This window comes from Plantibacter sp. MDV22-iso1 (assembly GCF_058408345.1).
Genome location: NZ_JBZVDY010000002.1, coordinates 365382 through 380810 on the forward strand (window position 1 = coordinate 365382; position 15429 = coordinate 380810).

A 15429-nucleotide genomic window follows, 5' to 3' on the forward strand; every position below is an offset into this window, starting at 1 on the left:
GACAGCCGGGCCGCCTTGTGCCCCGAAGAGAGGGAATCGTTTCCAGCCAATTGACACCCCCGTAACAGCGCCGACTCATTCGACGGCTTTGATGAGAACAGAGCCGGACCACGCACCGGAGCGAGACTCGTCGCCGAGCCGACCTCCGCCGGGTGGAGCTTTCGGGGGATGAACGACGAAGGAGTACTCGATGCGTCAAGGAGTCGGACACTCCTGGTCTCTGGCGACAACCGCGGACGCGGTGAAGCCGGCACCGGAGACCATGCGAGCCGCGGTGATCGACGCCGTCGGCAGCCCCGAGGTCCTCCGGATGGAGACCGTACCGACACCGCGTCCGGTCATGGCGGAGTTCCTCGTGAAGGTCGTCGCGGCCGGCGTGAACCCGGTCGACGCCAAGACCCGCGCGGGCCGGGGCGTCTCCTCGGCCATCACGACGATGCCGGCCGTCCTCGGGTACGACTTCAGCGGCATCGTGGTCGAGTCGCCCTTCGCTGCGGCCGGCCTCCTGCCCGGCGACGAGGTCTACGGCATGACGAGTTTCCCGCGGACGGGCGGCAGCTACGCCGAGTACGTCACGGTGTCCTCCCTGAGCCTGACGCGGAAGCCGACGACCCTGTCGCACGTCGAGGCAGCCGGGGTCCCCCTCGCCGCACTGACCGCGTGGGGCATGGTCGTCGACGTCGCGAAGGCGCACGAGGGGCAGCGCATCCTCATCCACGCCGGGAGCGGCGGTGTCGGGCACTTCGCCGTGCAGTTCGCCACCTACTTCGGCGCGCGGGTGATCGCCACCGGCTCCGGTCGGAATGTCGGTTGGCTGCGCGAACTCGGCGCCCATCAGGCGGTCGACCACGAGTTGCACCGGTTCGAGGACGTCGTCGACCAGGTCGACGTCGTGATCGACCTCGTGGGCAACACCGTGGAGGACACGGGGTCGCGTTCCCTGCGGGTCCTCCGCCCGGGCGGGCTCATCATCAACGCGCCGACCGGTTCCTGGCCGACGCTCGAGGAGGAGGCCCGGGCCGCGGGCGTCCGCGCGACGCGGTTCACCGTGGCACCCGACGGTGCCACGCTCGACACCATCAGCAGGCTGCTGGAGTCCGGGGACGTCCGGGTGTTCGTCGACCAAGTGTTCGACCTGGACGCCGTCCGGCAGGCCCACGTGCTCCTCGAGGGCGGACACTCACGCGGCAAGATCGTCCTCAAGGTCGCCGACGGCTAGGCTGCCGCCCTTCGACAAGCTCAGGGACCGGAGAACCGGTCAATGAGCCCCACCCCGGTCACTGAGCCTGTCGAAGTGCGCTCCCGAAGACCTGCTCCATGACGAAGTCGTCGTGCCGTTCGGGTCCGACGAGGAAGGTCTTCGTCCCCACGACCGTGAACCCGCTCTTGTCGTAGAACCGGATCGCCCTGGCGTTCTGCTGGTTCACCCCGAGCCACACCGACGTCACCCCTCGGGACCGGGCGTCGTCGAGGGTGGCCTCCATGAGTGTGCGCGCTCCGCCGGCACCGTGGCTCGCGGGGAGCACGTACAGCTTGCTGAGTTCCGCCGTCGGACGGTGCGTGACCGCAGCGAGCACGTCGGCGTCCACCGGATCGCCGAAGACGAGCATCGTGTAGCCGATGGCCGTGCCGTCATCGTCGTCGACGAGGAGCCGGAGCGCGCGTCCGGGATCGGCCAGGTAGCCGGTGAACCGGTCGAAGGTGAAGTGCTCGGCGATGAACGCGTCGATGTGTTCCTGCGCGGTGCCGGGCGGGCAGGCGAGGGCGAAGGTCGCTGCAGCCAGCGTGGCGAGGGTGGCGGCGTCATCGGCCGTGGCGGTGCGGGTGGAGACCATCCCTGCATCGTACGACGCCACCCCGTCGGACGACGAAGGCCCGGTCGCGTGACGCGACCGGGCCTTCGTGCCGGTGAGACTAGATGGAGTTGACGTCCAGCGGGATGCCGGGGCCGAACGTGGTCGACACGGCGCCCTTCTGGATGTAACGGCCCTTCGAGGAGGACGGCTTGAGGCGGAGGATCTCCTCGAGCGCGGCGTTGATGTTCTCCTCGAGCTGCGAAGCGTCGAACGAGGCCTTGCCGACGACGAAGTGCACGTTGGAGTGCTTGTCGACGCGGAACTCGATCTTGCCGCCCTTGATGTCGGACACGGCCTTGGCCACGTCCGGCGTCACGGTGCCGGTCTTGGGGTTCGGCATGAGGCCACGGGGACCGAGGACCTTACCGAGACGACCGACCTTGCCCATGAGCTCCGGGGTGGAGACCGCGGAGTCGAACGAGGTGTAGCCCTCGGCGACCTTCGCGATGAGCTCGTCGCCGCCGACCTCGTCAGCACCGGCCGCGATCGCGGCTTCTGCTGCCGGGCCCGTCGCGAAGACGATGACGCGGGCGGTCTTGCCCGTGCCGTGCGGGAGGATGACCGTGCCGCGGACCATCTGGTCAGCCTTGCGCGGGTCGACACCGAGCTTGAGGGCGACCTCGACGGTGCTGTTGAACTTGGCGGAACCGGTCTCCTTGGCGAGGGCGACGGCCTCGTTCGGGGTGTAGTACTTGTCAGCTTCGATCTTCTCGGCTGCGGCCCGGTAGGCCTTCGACTTCTGTGCCATGTGCGTTCTCCTATGAGAAATGTGGTCATCTGCGCCTGGCCGGCGCTGCCACGAGTGAAAAAGTGAGACGTGCGCGGTTCCGCCTGGTGGCGTCCCCGAAGCGGGTCGAGAGGGTTAGCCCTCGACCGTGATGCCCATGGAGCGGGCGGTGCCGGCGATGATCTTCGCGGCTGCGTCGATGTCGTTCGAGTTCAGGTCGGGAGCCTTCTGCTCGGCGATCTGACGGACCTGCTCCTTGGTGAGCTTCGCGACCTTGACGGTGTGCGGGGTACCGGAGCCCTTGGCGACGCCGGCGGCCTTCTTGATGAGCTCCGCTGCGGGCGGGGTCTTCAGGATGAAGGTGAACGAACGGTCCTCGTAGACGGTGATCTCGACGGGGATGACGTTGCCGCGCTGCGACTCGGTGGCCGCGTTGTACGCCTTGCAGAACTCCATGATGTTGACGCCGTGCTGACCAAGGGCGGGGCCGATGGGGGGAGCAGGGTTTGCGGCGCCGGCCTGGATCTGCAGCTTGATGAGACCCGTGACCTTCTTCTTCGGTGCCATGTTTCTTCCTTCTTCTGGGGTTCGAGCGCCATCGGATGATGTGCGCTCTCCCGCGCGCCCGTCGGGCGGCGGTGGACTGTGGAGCCGTGTGGCTTAGAGCTTGGTGACCTGGTCGAAGCTGAGCTCGACCGGCGTCTCGCGCTCGAAGAGGGAGACGAGCACCGTGAGCTTGCCGCTTTCGGGCTTGATCTCGCTGATGGAGCCGGGGAGACCCGCGAACGAGCCTTCCTTGATCGTGATGGTCTCGCCGATCTCGAAGTCGACCTCGGCGGGGATGACACGCTGCTGCGTGGCGCTGCCCTTGGTGCCGGAGCCCTTGACGGGCGCGGTCTCCTTGACCTCGACGAGCGACTTCAACATGTTGAAGGACTCCTCGAAGCGGAGCGGCGTGGGGTTGTGTGCGTTGCCGACGAAGCCGGTCACGCCAGGCGTGTGGCGGACGACCGACCAGCTGTCCTCGTTGAGGTCCATGCGGACGAGCACGTAGCCGGGGATGCGGACGCGGGTGACCATCTTGCGCTGGCCGTTCTTGATCTCGACCACGTCTTCCATGGGGACCTCGACCTGGTAGATGTAGTCCGCGACCTCGAGCGTCGACTTGCGCTGCTCGATGTTGGCCTTCACCTTGCGCTCGAAACCGGCGTAGGAGTGGATGACGTACCACTTGCCGGGCAGGAAGCGGAGTTCCTTGCGGAACGCGTCGTAGGGGTCCTCCTCGGACTCCTCGGCGGGCTCGGCGTCGGTGGGGTCGGCCTCTTCTTCGGCGATGGCCTCTGCTGCGGCTTCGACCTCGGCGGCCTCATCGAGCTCGAGGGCGTCGTCGACGACGGCGTCGGCCTCGGGGTCGACGGCTTCTGCCATTGCGTCGAGCACGGCGTCGAGGTCGACCTCGGTGTCGCCGGTCTCCTCGACGTGGACGGCGTTGTGCTCAGCGGGGTCGACGGAGTGCTCGTCGGCCGAGAGCACGTTGCCCTCCTGGGCCTCGTCGTCCTCCGAGGACTGCTCGGCAGCGGTTGCCCAGTCGACGTCGTTCGAGTTTCGCTCAGACACTGATTTCCATTCCGTTTCTGTTGTGCGGATCGCGGGTGATCCCCGACCGCGGCGCCGGATCCTGGCGCGTGACGACTGCGTCGCCGTCTGTGATTGTGGAACCCGGGTACCGGGCCGGAGCACCGGAACCTGAGCGGAACTAGCTCGCGGTACCGAACACCAGCGTGACGACCCAGGCGAAGACGAAGTCGATGCCGTAGACGAGCGCCATCATGATGCAGACGAAGATGAGCACCACAGCCGTGTAGCTGAGGAGTTCCTTCCGCGTCGGCGTGACGACCTTCTTGAGTTCCGCGAAGACCTGCTTCAGGAACAGGACGATGCCCGAGAAGAAGCCGCGCCGTTCGGCACGGTCCGCCTTCGCCTTGACGACGACGTCCTCGCCGGGCGTGTCGGTACTCTTCGGGGCCACTCGTTACACCTTTCGTGTGCCGGTGCATACGCACCGACTCGCAGGGCGGACAGGACTTGAACCTGCAACCTGCGGTTTTGGAGACCGCTGCTCTACCAATTGAGCCACCGCCCTTCAGTGCTGACGCACCGGAGGGGTCGAAGCTACCCTGACCTCCTGTGCGTTGCCTCACCACACGGGTGAAAACAGGCGCAGAAAATCATGGCAGATTTCAACTACCTCCATCTAGTGTACGGCACGGTCGCCCGGCTGTAAAACCGGCGTCAGGTCTCGCCGGCGAGGGATCCCTCCTCCTGCACTCGGAGCGCTTGCTCGCGTAGGGTTGCTCCTTCGGACGCACGACGACTCGACCCAGGGGGACCGATGAGCAGCGCAGACGAACACGCAGTGACCGCGAAGGCGGCGGAGATGAATCGTGAGGACGATCGCCGGATCCCGGCCCGGTTTGCGGATGACAGCCCGCTCCCGGGCGCCGGCCCGATCCAGGCGTTCCTCCGCTTCTGGAAGCGGTATCCGATCTTCACCGGGCGGGCCAGCCGGAGCGAGTTCTGGTGGTGGGTGGTCGTCCACGCCGTCATCGTCACCGCACTCCTGGTGATCGGACGCGGTGTCGACGTCGCGACCGGGGTGACGGCCGGTTTCTGGGAGGGTCAGGTCACCCAAGGCCCCGCATGGGGTGTCCAGAGCATCCTGTCCGGGATCTGGGGTCTCGCGACGATCATCCCGGGGCTGTCGCTGAACGCACGCCGCATGCACGACACGGACCACAGCGGCTGGTGGCAGCTCATCAACCTGGTCCCGATCTTCGGGTGGTTCTTCTTCATCTGGCTCGCGGCGCAGCCGAGTGACCGGGGCGGTGCCCGCTACGACACGGGGCCGCACCGCGAGGGCACCCAGATCAAGCCTGGCGACGCTCCGCAGTGACCCGCCGGTCCGGGAGGACCGTGTCGGCGATCGCGGCGAGGACGAGCACGCCGGTGCAGAGACACCCGAGGACGAGTTCCCCGAGCTGCGGCAGGAGGAACGCGGCGACCGCGCAGCCCGCGAGCATCGCGAGGCCGATGACCGGCGCGAGGGGTACGGCGCGGTCGACGACGAACCGAAACAGCGACAGCCCGAGCAGGTAGAGGACCGGGCCGCCGAGGATGACGACGCCCCCGGCGAGTTCGACGGCATCGGCGGGTCGGTCGAGGATCTCCTTGTCCCCCACCGAGACGAGCACGATCCCGGCGACGACCACGACGTGGGCGTAGCTGTATCCATCGCGCGCGATGCGTCCGAGACGGCCCGGCCCCCGTCGCCCGGGTCGGCCTCCGTCGCGGTCGGCGCGGTCGCCCTCCTCCTCGGCGGCCTCCACCGCTCGGCGTCCTGCCGCCTCCGTGCGGTGGAAGTACAACCACCACAGCGCGACCGCGGAGACGAAGGCACTCAGCATCCCGACGACGGCGGCGGCCGACGTCTCGAGCTCGACGAACGCGAACCCGGTGACGAGCAGCGACTCACCGATCGCGATGATGATGAAGAGCGACGCCCGCTCGGAGAGGTGCGCACCGGAGAGCTCCCAGCTCTCGACCTTCGAGGCCCGCACACCCGGCAGCCGGAATCCGAGCGCCCCGCCGCCGTACTCGATGGCGACGGCGCAGATCCAGAACGCCAGTTGCCAGTCGGCCGGCACCAGCGCGCCCGCGATCCAGAAGACGGCGGCGAACGCGGTCCAGACGAGGACGCGTGCGAAGCTCAGCGCCACGTCGCGGTCGTGCCGCCAGGTCGCCACGACCATGAACAGCGTCCGGACGAGCTGGAGCACGACGTAGGCGACGGCGAACGCCAGCGCGCGGTCGGTGAACGACGCCGACACCGACACCGCCGCGACGAACGCCAACAGGCCGAAGCCGATGAGCGCGAGTCGCACCGCGAGCCGTTCCGGGTCGAGCCAGTTCGTCACCCAGCTCGTGGACACCCAGGACCACCAGAGCGCCAGGATGAGGACGATCGACTCGAGGGCGGCGGTGATGCTCTGGTCGTCGGCGATGAGCTTGCTCAGCTGGGTGAGCGCGAAGACGAAGACGAGGTCGAAGAACAACTCGACGAACGTGACGCGCTCGGCGCGTTCGCCGGACTCCGGGCGACGGAGATCGGAGACGAGACCGAATCTGGGGGCGGGCATCTTCGTATCCTGGCAGGGATCCCGGTGCCGACGCCTCCCCCTCGGATTCGTCGACACCGGGTCGTGCTCGTCGCGAGCTGCGGGGACAGAGCCCGACGACCACACGGTGAGCCTAGCAAGAAGTATTCCAGATGCACAAGGTCCAGAAGCATCATCGGAATATCGACGGTCACCGGTGGGTTGCGTCCGGAGGCCGCGTCGTCCGTGTGCCGCACCCCCACGAAAGGCATCACCCGTATGGATCTCTTCGCCCCCGTCCGACTCGGCGACCTCGAACTCGCCAACCGCGTCGTCATGGCCCCGCTCACCCGCATGCGGTCCGGCGCCGACGGCGTCCCCGGCGACCTCGTCGCCGAGCACTACAGCCAGCGCGCAGGACTCGGGCTCATCATCACGGAGGGCACCTACCCGAGCGCCGAGTCGCGCTCCTACCCGGGCCAGCCCGGCATCGTCACCCCCGAGCAGGTCGAGGGCTGGCGGGGCGTCGCGGAGGCCGTGCACGGAGCAGGCGGGCTCATCGTCATGCAGCTCATGAACGGTGGCCGCGTCTCGCACACCGACATCACCGGCACCGACCGCATCGTCGCGCCGAGCGCGATCGCCATCGCCGGCGAGGTCCGGACGCCGGCCGGCGCCCAGCCCTACCCCGTCCCGCACGCGCTGACCACCGAGGAGCTCGACACGGTCCGCGAGGAGTTCGTCCAGGCCGCCCGCAACGCGATCGAGGCAGGGCTCGACGGCGTCGAGCTCCACGCCGCGAACGGCTACCTGCTGCACCAGTTCCTCTCCCCCGCCTCCAACGTGCGCGACGACCGCGCCGGAGGCAGCCCGGAGGCCCGCGCGTCGTACGTTGCCGAGGTCGTCAGCGCCGTCGCCGAGGCGGTCGGTGCAGCGCGCGTCGGCATCCGCATCTCCCCGATGAACGGTGCCGGCGACACGGCGGAGACCGACGAGGCCGACGTCCGCGCGACCTACGAGGCCCTGCTCGACGCCCTGGCACCGCTCGGCCTCGCCTACCTCAGCATCCTCCACGAGGACCCGGCCGGTGCGCTCGTCCAGGACCTGCGCGGTCACTTCGGCGGCAAGCTCATCGTCAACAGCGGTTTCGGCACCGTCACGACGCGCGACGAGGCGATCGCCCTCGTCGAGCACGCGCACGCCGACGCCGTCGCCGTCGGGCGTCTCGCCATCGCGAACCCCGACCTCGTCGAGCGCTGGGCGGGCGAGCACGAGGAGAACACGCCGAACCCGGCCACCTTCTACGGCCCGGGCGCCGAGGGCTACACCGACTACCCGCGCCTCGCGAGCTGAACACGCTCTGGTGAGGCACCTCGTCGCTCGACACCTCGTCGGGCGACGAGGCGCCTCACGTCAGTCCGCCCGGGGCGCGTGCGACTCGAGGAACTCGTACACCTCGACGGAGTCGACCCCTGGGAAGGATCCGGTCGGCAGCGCGGCCAGCAGACTCGTCGGCGTCCGCGCCGCCGGCCACGCGTTCCCCTCCCACCGTTCGGCGAGCGCCGGCGACGCCCGACGACAGCATCGCTCGTCGGGGCAGTTCGAGGTCGACCGATGCGGCGTCTCGCGTCCGCGGAACCACTTCACGTGCGCGAACGGGACGCCGACGCTGACCGAGTACTCGCCCTCCTTGGCCTTCTCGATCCGCGACGTGCACCAGAAGGTGCCGGTGTCCATGTCGGTGTACTGATACCAGGGACTGAAGCGGTCCTCGACGTCGAAGACGGTCCTGGCCGTCCAGTTGCGGCAGACGAGCGAGCCCTCCACCGCTCCGAGGACGTCGGACGGGAACGTGACCCCGTCGTTCTCGTACGCCTTGATGATCGTCCCCGACTCGTGCACCTTCATGAAGTGCACCGGGAGTCCGAGGTGCCTCGTCGCGAGGTTCGTGAAGCGGTGCGCGGCGGTCTCGTACGACACCGCGAACGCGTCGCGCAGGTCCTCCATCGAGATGCGCCGGAGCTGTTTCGCCTCACCGAGGACGCGCACGGCGTCGCGCTCGGGCAGGAGTATGGCCGCCGTCAGGTAGTTGGTCTCGACGCGCTGCCGCAGAAAGTCCGCGTAGTTTCCCGGCTCCTCGTGTCCGCACAGGTGACTGGCGAACGCCTGGAGGATGGGTGATCGCGAGTCACGGGACATCGAGGGTTCGGTCGGCAGGTAGATCCGACCGTTGCGCCGGTCGGTGACCGAGCGCGTCGAGTGCGGCAGGTCGCCGACGTAGTGGAGCGAGAACCCGAGGTGCTGCGCCATCTCCGCGACCGTCTGATGCGAGACCGGCCCTCCGGTGTAGCCGACGGCGTCGAGCAGCCCTTTCGCGACGGCCTCGAGCTCGGGGAAGTGGTTGTCGGCCGCCCGCATGTCCGCCCGGAGGACCGCGTTGGCCCGGCGTGCCTCCTCGGGTGTCGACGCGCGCTCCCGATGCAGGCGGGCGACCTCGTCGTGCAGCGCCAGCACAGTGCGCAACGTCTCGTCCGCGGTCCCTTTCGAGACCCGGATGGGCGCGATCCCGAGGGCGGAGAAGACGGGGCCCCGCTGAGCACGCTCGACGGCGATCTCGAGCGCGGCCCGGTCGCTCGGCGGTTCGTCACGGAGCAGGTCGTCGACGGTGGTGCCGAGGGCGGCGGCGATGACGCGGAGCATCGACAGGCTCGGCTCCCGATGCCCGTTCTCGATCGCCGATGCCTGGGACGGTGCTCGGTCGATCGCCTGCGCGAGCTCGTCGAGCGTGAGGCCTGCGCGAGACCGGGCATCGCGGATCCGGCGACCGAGGACGAGGGCGTCCGCGTGCGGAGCAGGTCCGTCACCAGGGGTGGCGGAGGCGGGTGGAGCAGCGGCGGTGCTGGTCATGGTGATCATGCTCACACGCGCCGGTTGTTCCGGCAAACAGAAGGTCGGCCGTTCTTCTGTCCACGGATGACGTCCGTCGGGGTTGCGGCGAGCGCAGGATCGTTCCCACAGCACGACCCGCCCCACCGACCTCGACACCACAGGAGTCATCGTGAGCAACGAAGCCACCCGACCGACCGACCACCGCACGCCCCTCCGCGCCGGCGACCAGACGCAGACGGCCGAGGAACTGCAGCGCGAGTGGGACACCGACCCGCGCTGGGACGGGGTCCGCCGCGACTACACCGCCGAGGACGTCGTCCGCCTGCGCGGCGGTGTCCGGGAGGAACCGACGCTCGCCCGCCGAGGGGCGGAGCGACTGTGGAACCTCCTCCACACCGAAGAATGGGTGCCCGCCCTCGGCGCGCTGACCGGCAACCAGGCCGTGCAGCAGGTCCGGGCCGGCCTGCAGGCGATCTACCTCTCCGGCTGGCAGGTCGCCGCCGATGCGAACCTCTCCGGGCAGACCTATCCCGATCAGAGCCTCTACCCGGCGAACTCGGTTCCGGCGGTCGTCCGGCGGATCAACAACGCGCTGCTCCGGGCCGAGCAGATCGACTTCGCCGAGCGGGCCGTCGGGGAGGACCCGGGACGCGAGGCGATCGACTGGCTCGCGCCGATCGTCGCCGACGCCGAGGCCGGCTTCGGTGGACCGCTCAACGCCTACGAACTCATGGCCGGCATGATCCAGGCGGGCGCCGCCGGCGTCCACTGGGAGGACCAGCTCGCCAGTGAGAAGAAGTGCGGCCACATGGGCGGCAAGGTGCTGGTGCCGACGGGCCAGCACATCCGGACGCTCAATGCGGCCCGGCTGGCGGCGGACGTCGCCGGTGTCCCGACCATCGTCATCGCCCGCACCGATGCGCTGGCCGCCACGCTTCTCACGAGCGACATCGACGAGCGCGATCTGCCGTTCCTGAACGGGAACCGGACCCCGGAGGGCTTCTACGAGGTGGAGAACGGCATCGGTCCGGTGCTCGCGCGCGGACTCGCCTACGCGGAGTACGCCGACCTGCTCTGGGTCGAGTCGGCGGAACCCGACCTCGACCTCGCCCGTCGATTCGCCGAAGCCGTCCACGAGCGGTTCCCGGGCAAGCTGCTCGCCTACAACTGTTCGCCGTCGTTCAACTGGAAGTCGCACCTCGACGACGCGCAGATCGCGTCCTTCCAGCGCGAGCTCGCCGCCATGGGGTACGCGTTCCAGTTCATCACCCTCGCCGGCTTCCACGCGTTGAACCACTCGATGTTCACCCTGGCGAGCGACTACCGGGAGCGGGCGATGAGCGCGTACGTCGACCTCCAGGAGGCCGAGTTCGCCGCAGAATCCAGCGGCTACACCGCCACCAGGCACCAGCGGGAAGTCGGTACCGGCTACTTCGACCTGGTCGCGACCACCCTCAACCCCGGCAGCGCCACCCTCGCCCTCGCCGGCTCGACCGAGGAACAGCAGTTCCACTGATCCATCCCAGCCCCGCCCTTCGACAAGCCCAGGGACCGCTCGAAGGGCCCATCCGACGCACGACCATCCGAAACGGAGTCACCCCATGAACACCATGCTCGCTTCCCCGTCCACACCCACCACCGCGCCGGTGCCCACGCAGCGCACGGGCCCCGCCGTCGAGGTCGTCGGTCGTCTCGGTGACCGGTACGAGGAGATCCTCACCCCCGACGCCCTCGTCTTCCTCGCGGACCTGCACCAGCGGTTCGCGGGTGCGCGGCACGACCGCCTCGCCGAGCGCATGCGCCGACGCTTCGAGATCGGGAACGGCCGCGACCCGCGGTTCCGCGATGACACCGCGGCGATCCGGGAGGACCGCTCCTGGCGAGTCGCCGGCGCCGGGCCCGGTCTCGAGGACCGTCGGGTCGAGATCACCGGCCCCACCGATCCGAAGATGACGATCAACGCCCTCAACTCCGGCGCGAACGTCTGGCTTGCCGACCAGGAGGACGCGACGAGCCCGACGTGGGCCAACGTCATCGGTGGTCAGCTCTCGCTGCGCGACGCCGTCCGCGGCGAGCTGGCGTTCACGAACGAGGCGGGGAAGGTGTACCGCGTCACCGCGACGGAGACGCCGACGATCGTCATGCGCCCGCGCGGCTGGCACCTCGTGGAGAAGCACCTGCGGTTCATCGACCGCTCCGGGGCGGCCATGGCGGCCTCCGGGAGCCTCGTCGACTACGGCCTCTACGTCTTCCACAACGCCCGAGCGCTCATCGACGCCGGCCGCGGGCCGTACTTCTACCTCCCGAAGTTGGAGTCGAGCGAGGAGGCGCAGCTCTGGGACGACGTCTTCACGTTCACCGAGGAGCGTCTGCGTCTCGACCATGGGACGATCCGCGCCACCGTGCTCATCGAGACGCTGCCGGCGGCGTTCGAGATGGACGAGATCCTGTACGCGCTCCGCGACCACTGCGCCGGTCTCAACGCCGGTCGGTGGGACTACATCTTCTCGATCATCAAGAACTACCGGGGGCGCGGTGCCCGGTTCGTCCTGCCCGACCGCAGCGAGGTGACGATGACGGTGCCGTTCATGCGGGCCTACACGGAACTCCTCGTGCAGACGTGCCACCGCCGCGATGCGCACGCGATCGGCGGGATGTCCGCGTCCATCCCGAACCGACGCGATCCGGAGGCGACGGCGCGCGCGATCGAGAAGGTCTCGGCCGACAAGCGTCGTGAGGCCGGCGACGGCTTCGACGGGACCTGGGTGGCGCACCCGGACCTCATCGAGACCGCCAGGGCCGAGTTCGACGCGGTCCTCGGCGATCGCCCGAATCAGCTCGACCGTCTGCGTGAGGACGTGTCGGTGACACCGTCGCAGCTCCTCGACGTCCGCATCGGTCGCGCGGTCACGGACGTCGGTCTCCGCGACAACGTGTCGATCGCCGTCCGCTACCTCGACTCCTGGCTCCGCGGGATCGGCGCCGCGGCCATCGACGGACTGATGGAGGACGCGGCGACGGCGGAGATCAGTCGATCGCAGGTCTGGCAGTGGATCCACCAGGACGTCGCGACCGACGACGGCCGCCCGATCACCCGTGAGCGGGTCGAAGGCCTCCTCGACGAGCTCCTCGCCTCGCTCCCCCGCGCCGCGGACGACCGCTTCGACGATGCCGCCGAGCTGTTCCGCGAGGTGGCACTGCGCGACGAGTTCCCGACCTTCCTCACCGTCCCGGCGTACACGAGGTACCTCGTCGACCCCGCGTAACGACCGAGGTGAGGCACGTCGTCGTTCCCCGATGGACCGGGCGACGAGGTGCCTCACCTCGCTGCACGCGAGGTCGGACACATACTGTCCTCTCGACACCGGGTTCGGTACGCTCGGACTCGTGCCTGAATCGACTCCCACGCCCCGCCTGTCCACGAAGATCTCAGCGATCGCCGAGTCCGCCACGCTGAAGGTGGACGCCAAGGCGAAGGCGCTGCAGGCGCAAGGCCGGCCCGTGATCTCCTACGCGGCGGGCGAGCCGGACTTCCCGACACCCGAGCACATCGTCGAGGCGGCGCTCGTCGCAGCCCGTGACCCGAAGGCGCACCGGTACACCCCGGCGGCCGGCTTGCCGGACCTCCGCGCCGCCATCGCGGAGAAGACGCTCCGCGACTCCGGTCTCGAGGTCGACCCGAGCCGGGTCATCGTCACCAACGGCGGCAAGCAGTCGGTGTACGAGGCGTTCCAGGTCCTGCTGAACCCGGGCGACGAGGTCATCGTGCCGACGCCGTTCTGGACCACCTACCCCGAGGCCATCGCGCTCGCCGACGGTGTCGCGGTCGACGTCTTCGCCGACGCCTCGCAGAACTACCAGGTCACGGTCGAGCAGCTCGAGGCGGCTCGTACCCCGCGCACCAAAGTCCTCCTGTTCGTCTCGCCCTCGAACCCGACCGGCTCCGTCTACTCCCCCGAGCAGACGAAGGCGATCGGTGAGTGGGCGCTCGAGCACGGCATCTGGGTGATCTCCGACGAGATCTACCAGAACCTCACCTACTCGGCCGGCGACAGCGGCGAGGCGGTGAAGGCGATCTCCATCGTCGAGGCGGTCCCCGAGCTCGCCGAGCAGACGCTCCTCGTCAACGGCGTCGCCAAGACCTACGCGATGACGGGCTGGCGCGTCGGGTGGACCGTCGGACCGTCGGACGCGATCAAGGCGCTCGGCAACCTCCAGTCGCACCTCTCCGGCAACGTGAACAACATCGCGCAGCGTGCGGCGATCGCGGCACTGACCGGCCCGCAGGACGCCGCCGAGACGATGCGCGAGGCCTTCGACCGCCGCCGCAAGCTCATCGTCGGCGAACTGAACAAGATCGACGGCTTCCAGACACCGACACCGCAGGGTGCGTTCTACGTGTACCCCGACGTCTCGGCGTTGCTCGGGCGGACCTTCGGCGGGGTCACCCCGACGACCTCGCTCGAGTTGGCCGACCTCATGCTGGAACAAGCCGAGGTCGCGGCGGTGCCCGGCGAGGCGTTCGGGCCGTCCGGCTACCTGCGCTTCAGCTACGCGCTCGGCGACGACCAGCTCCTCGAGGGCGTCCAGCGTCTCCAGCGCCTCTTCGCGTCCTGACCCGAGGCCCGCTCGCTCGTCTCCGGGCGAGCGGGCCTCGCATCAGCGTCAGATCGTGACGCCGACCACCACGGGCTCGGGCTGCAGGAGGACGCCGAACTCGGCGTGGACGCGTGCCTGCACGAAGCGGGCGAGTTCCGCGATCTCCGTCGCGGTCGCTCCCCCACGGTTCGTGAGTGCGAGGGTGTGCTTCGTGGAGACCGCAGCGTGCGATCCGGGGAGCGCGAACCCGCGACGGACACCCGCGCGCTCGATCAGCCAGGCGGCCGAGAGCTTCGCCAGGCGTTCCACGGGGGCCGGACGCGGCGGATTGACGACGTCCCCGAGCGGGAAGACGTACTCGGTGTCGTCGTCGGCCGGTGGGTCCACCGGCCACCACGGGGCGTCGCCCGGCAGCGACCGGGCGACGTGCTCGGACACGATCGGGTTCGTGAAGAACGACCCCGCGCTGGCGGTGTCGGGGTCGTCGGGATCGAGCACCATGCCCTTCGACGCCCGGAGCGCGAGCACGGTCGTGCGCACCTGGGCCAGGCGCACCTGCTCGCCGACCTCCACGCCGAGCGCGAAGGCGAGCTGCTGATAGGCGATCGGTGCTGCCAGGCCGTCGGCGCCGACGTCATCGAGGTCGATGATGATCGCCACGACCACACCGGAGCGCTCAGGCTCTCCGCCACCGTGACGCTTCAAGACCGACGTCCGGTAGCCGAGACCGAGCTCCGCGGCGGGAACGCGTTCGACCGTCTGCGACTCCTCGTCGAGCAGGTCGACGGCCACGAGCGACGACACGATCTCCTGCCCGTAGGCGCCGATGTTCTGCACGGGCGCAGCCCCGCAAGATCCCGGGATGCCGGAGAGCGCCTCGATACCCGCCCAGCCGTGCTCCACGGTGAAGGCGACGAGCGCGTCCCAGTCCTCACCGGCCTGCACCCGCAGGCGGACCCGACCGGACGGAGCGTCGAGGCGTTCGATGCCGCGGTTCGCCGCGCGGATGACAGTCGCGTCGAGGGGCTCGTCGCCGATCAGCAGGTTCGATCCGCCGCCGAGCAACAGCCACGGCTCATCGGTGTTCCAGACGTCGAGCACGGCCTCGATCAGCTCGGCCTCGCTCGCGCATTCCACGAAGCCCGCGGCCGGCCCGCCGACCCCGAGGGTGGTGAGCTCGCTCAGACGGATGGCGTCGTTCATG

At 69.2% G+C, this 15429-nt stretch carries 14 protein-coding genes and 1 tRNA gene; 6 read left to right on the forward strand and 9 right to left on the reverse strand.

Annotated elements, in window-relative coordinates; all coding sequences use genetic code 11:
- The first annotated feature begins 262 nt into the window (after positions 1-262).
- Positions 263-1219: an NADP-dependent oxidoreductase gene (locus AC4PMY_RS12310; protein WP_121289064.1), complete on the forward strand. Its 957-nt coding sequence runs from the start codon at positions 263-265 to the stop codon at positions 1217-1219.
- A gap of 58 nt (positions 1220-1277) precedes the next feature.
- Here AC4PMY_RS12310 and AC4PMY_RS12315 read toward each other — a convergent pair whose 3' ends face one another.
- The 6 genes from AC4PMY_RS12315 to AC4PMY_RS12340 all read right to left on the reverse strand — a co-directional run bounded on the left by AC4PMY_RS12315 (position 1278) and on the right by AC4PMY_RS12340 (position 4726).
- Positions 1278-1835 (reverse strand): GNAT family N-acetyltransferase, encoded by a 558-nt coding sequence (locus AC4PMY_RS12315; RefSeq protein WP_491622858.1) that lies wholly within the window; start codon positions 1833-1835, stop codon positions 1278-1280.
- Between the two features lie 79 nt (positions 1836-1914).
- Entirely contained in the window at positions 1915-2604 is a 690-nt protein-coding gene (rplA, locus tag AC4PMY_RS12320) for a 50S ribosomal protein L1 (protein ID WP_064294552.1), read from the reverse strand.
- A gap of 114 nt (positions 2605-2718) precedes the next feature.
- Positions 2719-3150 carry a 50S ribosomal protein L11 gene (gene rplK, locus AC4PMY_RS12325; protein ID WP_056014074.1) on the reverse strand — a complete coding sequence of 144 codons (432 nt, stop codon included), beginning with the start codon at positions 3148-3150 and terminating at the stop codon, positions 2719-2721.
- 93 nt (positions 3151-3243) lie between these two features.
- The gene (nusG, locus tag AC4PMY_RS12330) at positions 3244-4200 is read right to left on the reverse strand and encodes a transcription termination/antitermination protein NusG (protein ID WP_064294553.1); all 957 of its coding nucleotides are present in this window, start codon (positions 4198-4200) and stop codon (positions 3244-3246) included.
- A 139-nt stretch (positions 4201-4339) separates the two neighbouring features.
- A complete protein-coding gene (secE, locus tag AC4PMY_RS12335; protein ID WP_056014068.1) occupies positions 4340-4612 on the reverse strand; it encodes a preprotein translocase subunit SecE in 273 nt (90 codons plus the stop codon).
- Positions 4613-4653: 41 nt separating this feature from the next.
- Positions 4654-4726: transfer RNA gene (locus tag AC4PMY_RS12340), tRNA-Trp, on the reverse strand.
- A 249-nt stretch (positions 4727-4975) separates the two neighbouring features.
- Here AC4PMY_RS12340 and AC4PMY_RS12345 point away from each other — a divergent pair.
- Positions 4976-5536: a DUF805 domain-containing protein gene (locus AC4PMY_RS12345; RefSeq protein ID WP_491622859.1), complete on the forward strand. Its 561-nt coding sequence runs from the start codon at positions 4976-4978 to the stop codon at positions 5534-5536.
- On the opposite strand, the gene AC4PMY_RS12350 is transcribed toward AC4PMY_RS12345, so the two are convergent.
- The gene (locus AC4PMY_RS12350; RefSeq protein WP_491622860.1) at positions 5511-6779 is read right to left on the reverse strand and encodes a low temperature requirement protein A; all 1269 of its coding nucleotides are present in this window, start codon (positions 6777-6779) and stop codon (positions 5511-5513) included. The two genes, AC4PMY_RS12345 and AC4PMY_RS12350, sit on opposite strands and share 26 nt — an antisense overlap.
- Before the next feature lie 237 nt (positions 6780-7016).
- On the opposite strand from AC4PMY_RS12350, the gene AC4PMY_RS12355 reads away from it, so the two are divergent.
- Entirely contained in the window at positions 7017-8090 is a 1074-nt protein-coding gene (locus AC4PMY_RS12355; RefSeq protein WP_491622861.1) for an alkene reductase, read from the forward strand.
- 60 nt (positions 8091-8150) lie between these two features.
- On the opposite strand, the gene AC4PMY_RS12360 is transcribed toward AC4PMY_RS12355, so the two are convergent.
- Positions 8151-9644 (reverse strand): helix-turn-helix domain-containing protein, encoded by a 1494-nt coding sequence (locus AC4PMY_RS12360; RefSeq protein WP_491622862.1) that lies wholly within the window; start codon positions 9642-9644, stop codon positions 8151-8153.
- 151 nt (positions 9645-9795) lie between these two features.
- Here AC4PMY_RS12360 and aceA point away from each other — a divergent pair, with 151 nt between their 5' ends.
- From aceA to AC4PMY_RS12375, 3 genes are all read left to right on the forward strand, one after another.
- A complete protein-coding gene (gene aceA, locus AC4PMY_RS12365) occupies positions 9796-11142 on the forward strand; it encodes an isocitrate lyase (protein WP_491622863.1) in 1347 nt (448 codons plus the stop codon).
- 94 nt (positions 11143-11236) lie between these two features.
- Positions 11237-12892 carry a malate synthase A gene (gene aceB, locus AC4PMY_RS12370; RefSeq protein ID WP_064294634.1) on the forward strand — a complete coding sequence of 552 codons (1656 nt, stop codon included), beginning with the start codon at positions 11237-11239 and terminating at the stop codon, positions 12890-12892.
- A 121-nt stretch (positions 12893-13013) separates the two neighbouring features.
- On the forward strand, positions 13014-14243 hold the full coding sequence (locus tag AC4PMY_RS12375) for a pyridoxal phosphate-dependent aminotransferase (protein ID WP_491622864.1): 1230 nt from the start codon (positions 13014-13016) through the stop codon (positions 14241-14243).
- Positions 14244-14291: 48 nt separating this feature from the next.
- On the opposite strand, the gene AC4PMY_RS12380 is transcribed toward AC4PMY_RS12375, so the two are convergent.
- Entirely contained in the window at positions 14292-15428 is a 1137-nt protein-coding gene (locus AC4PMY_RS12380) for a UDP-N-acetylmuramate dehydrogenase (protein ID WP_491622865.1), read from the reverse strand.
- Position 15429: the final 1 nt, after the last annotated feature.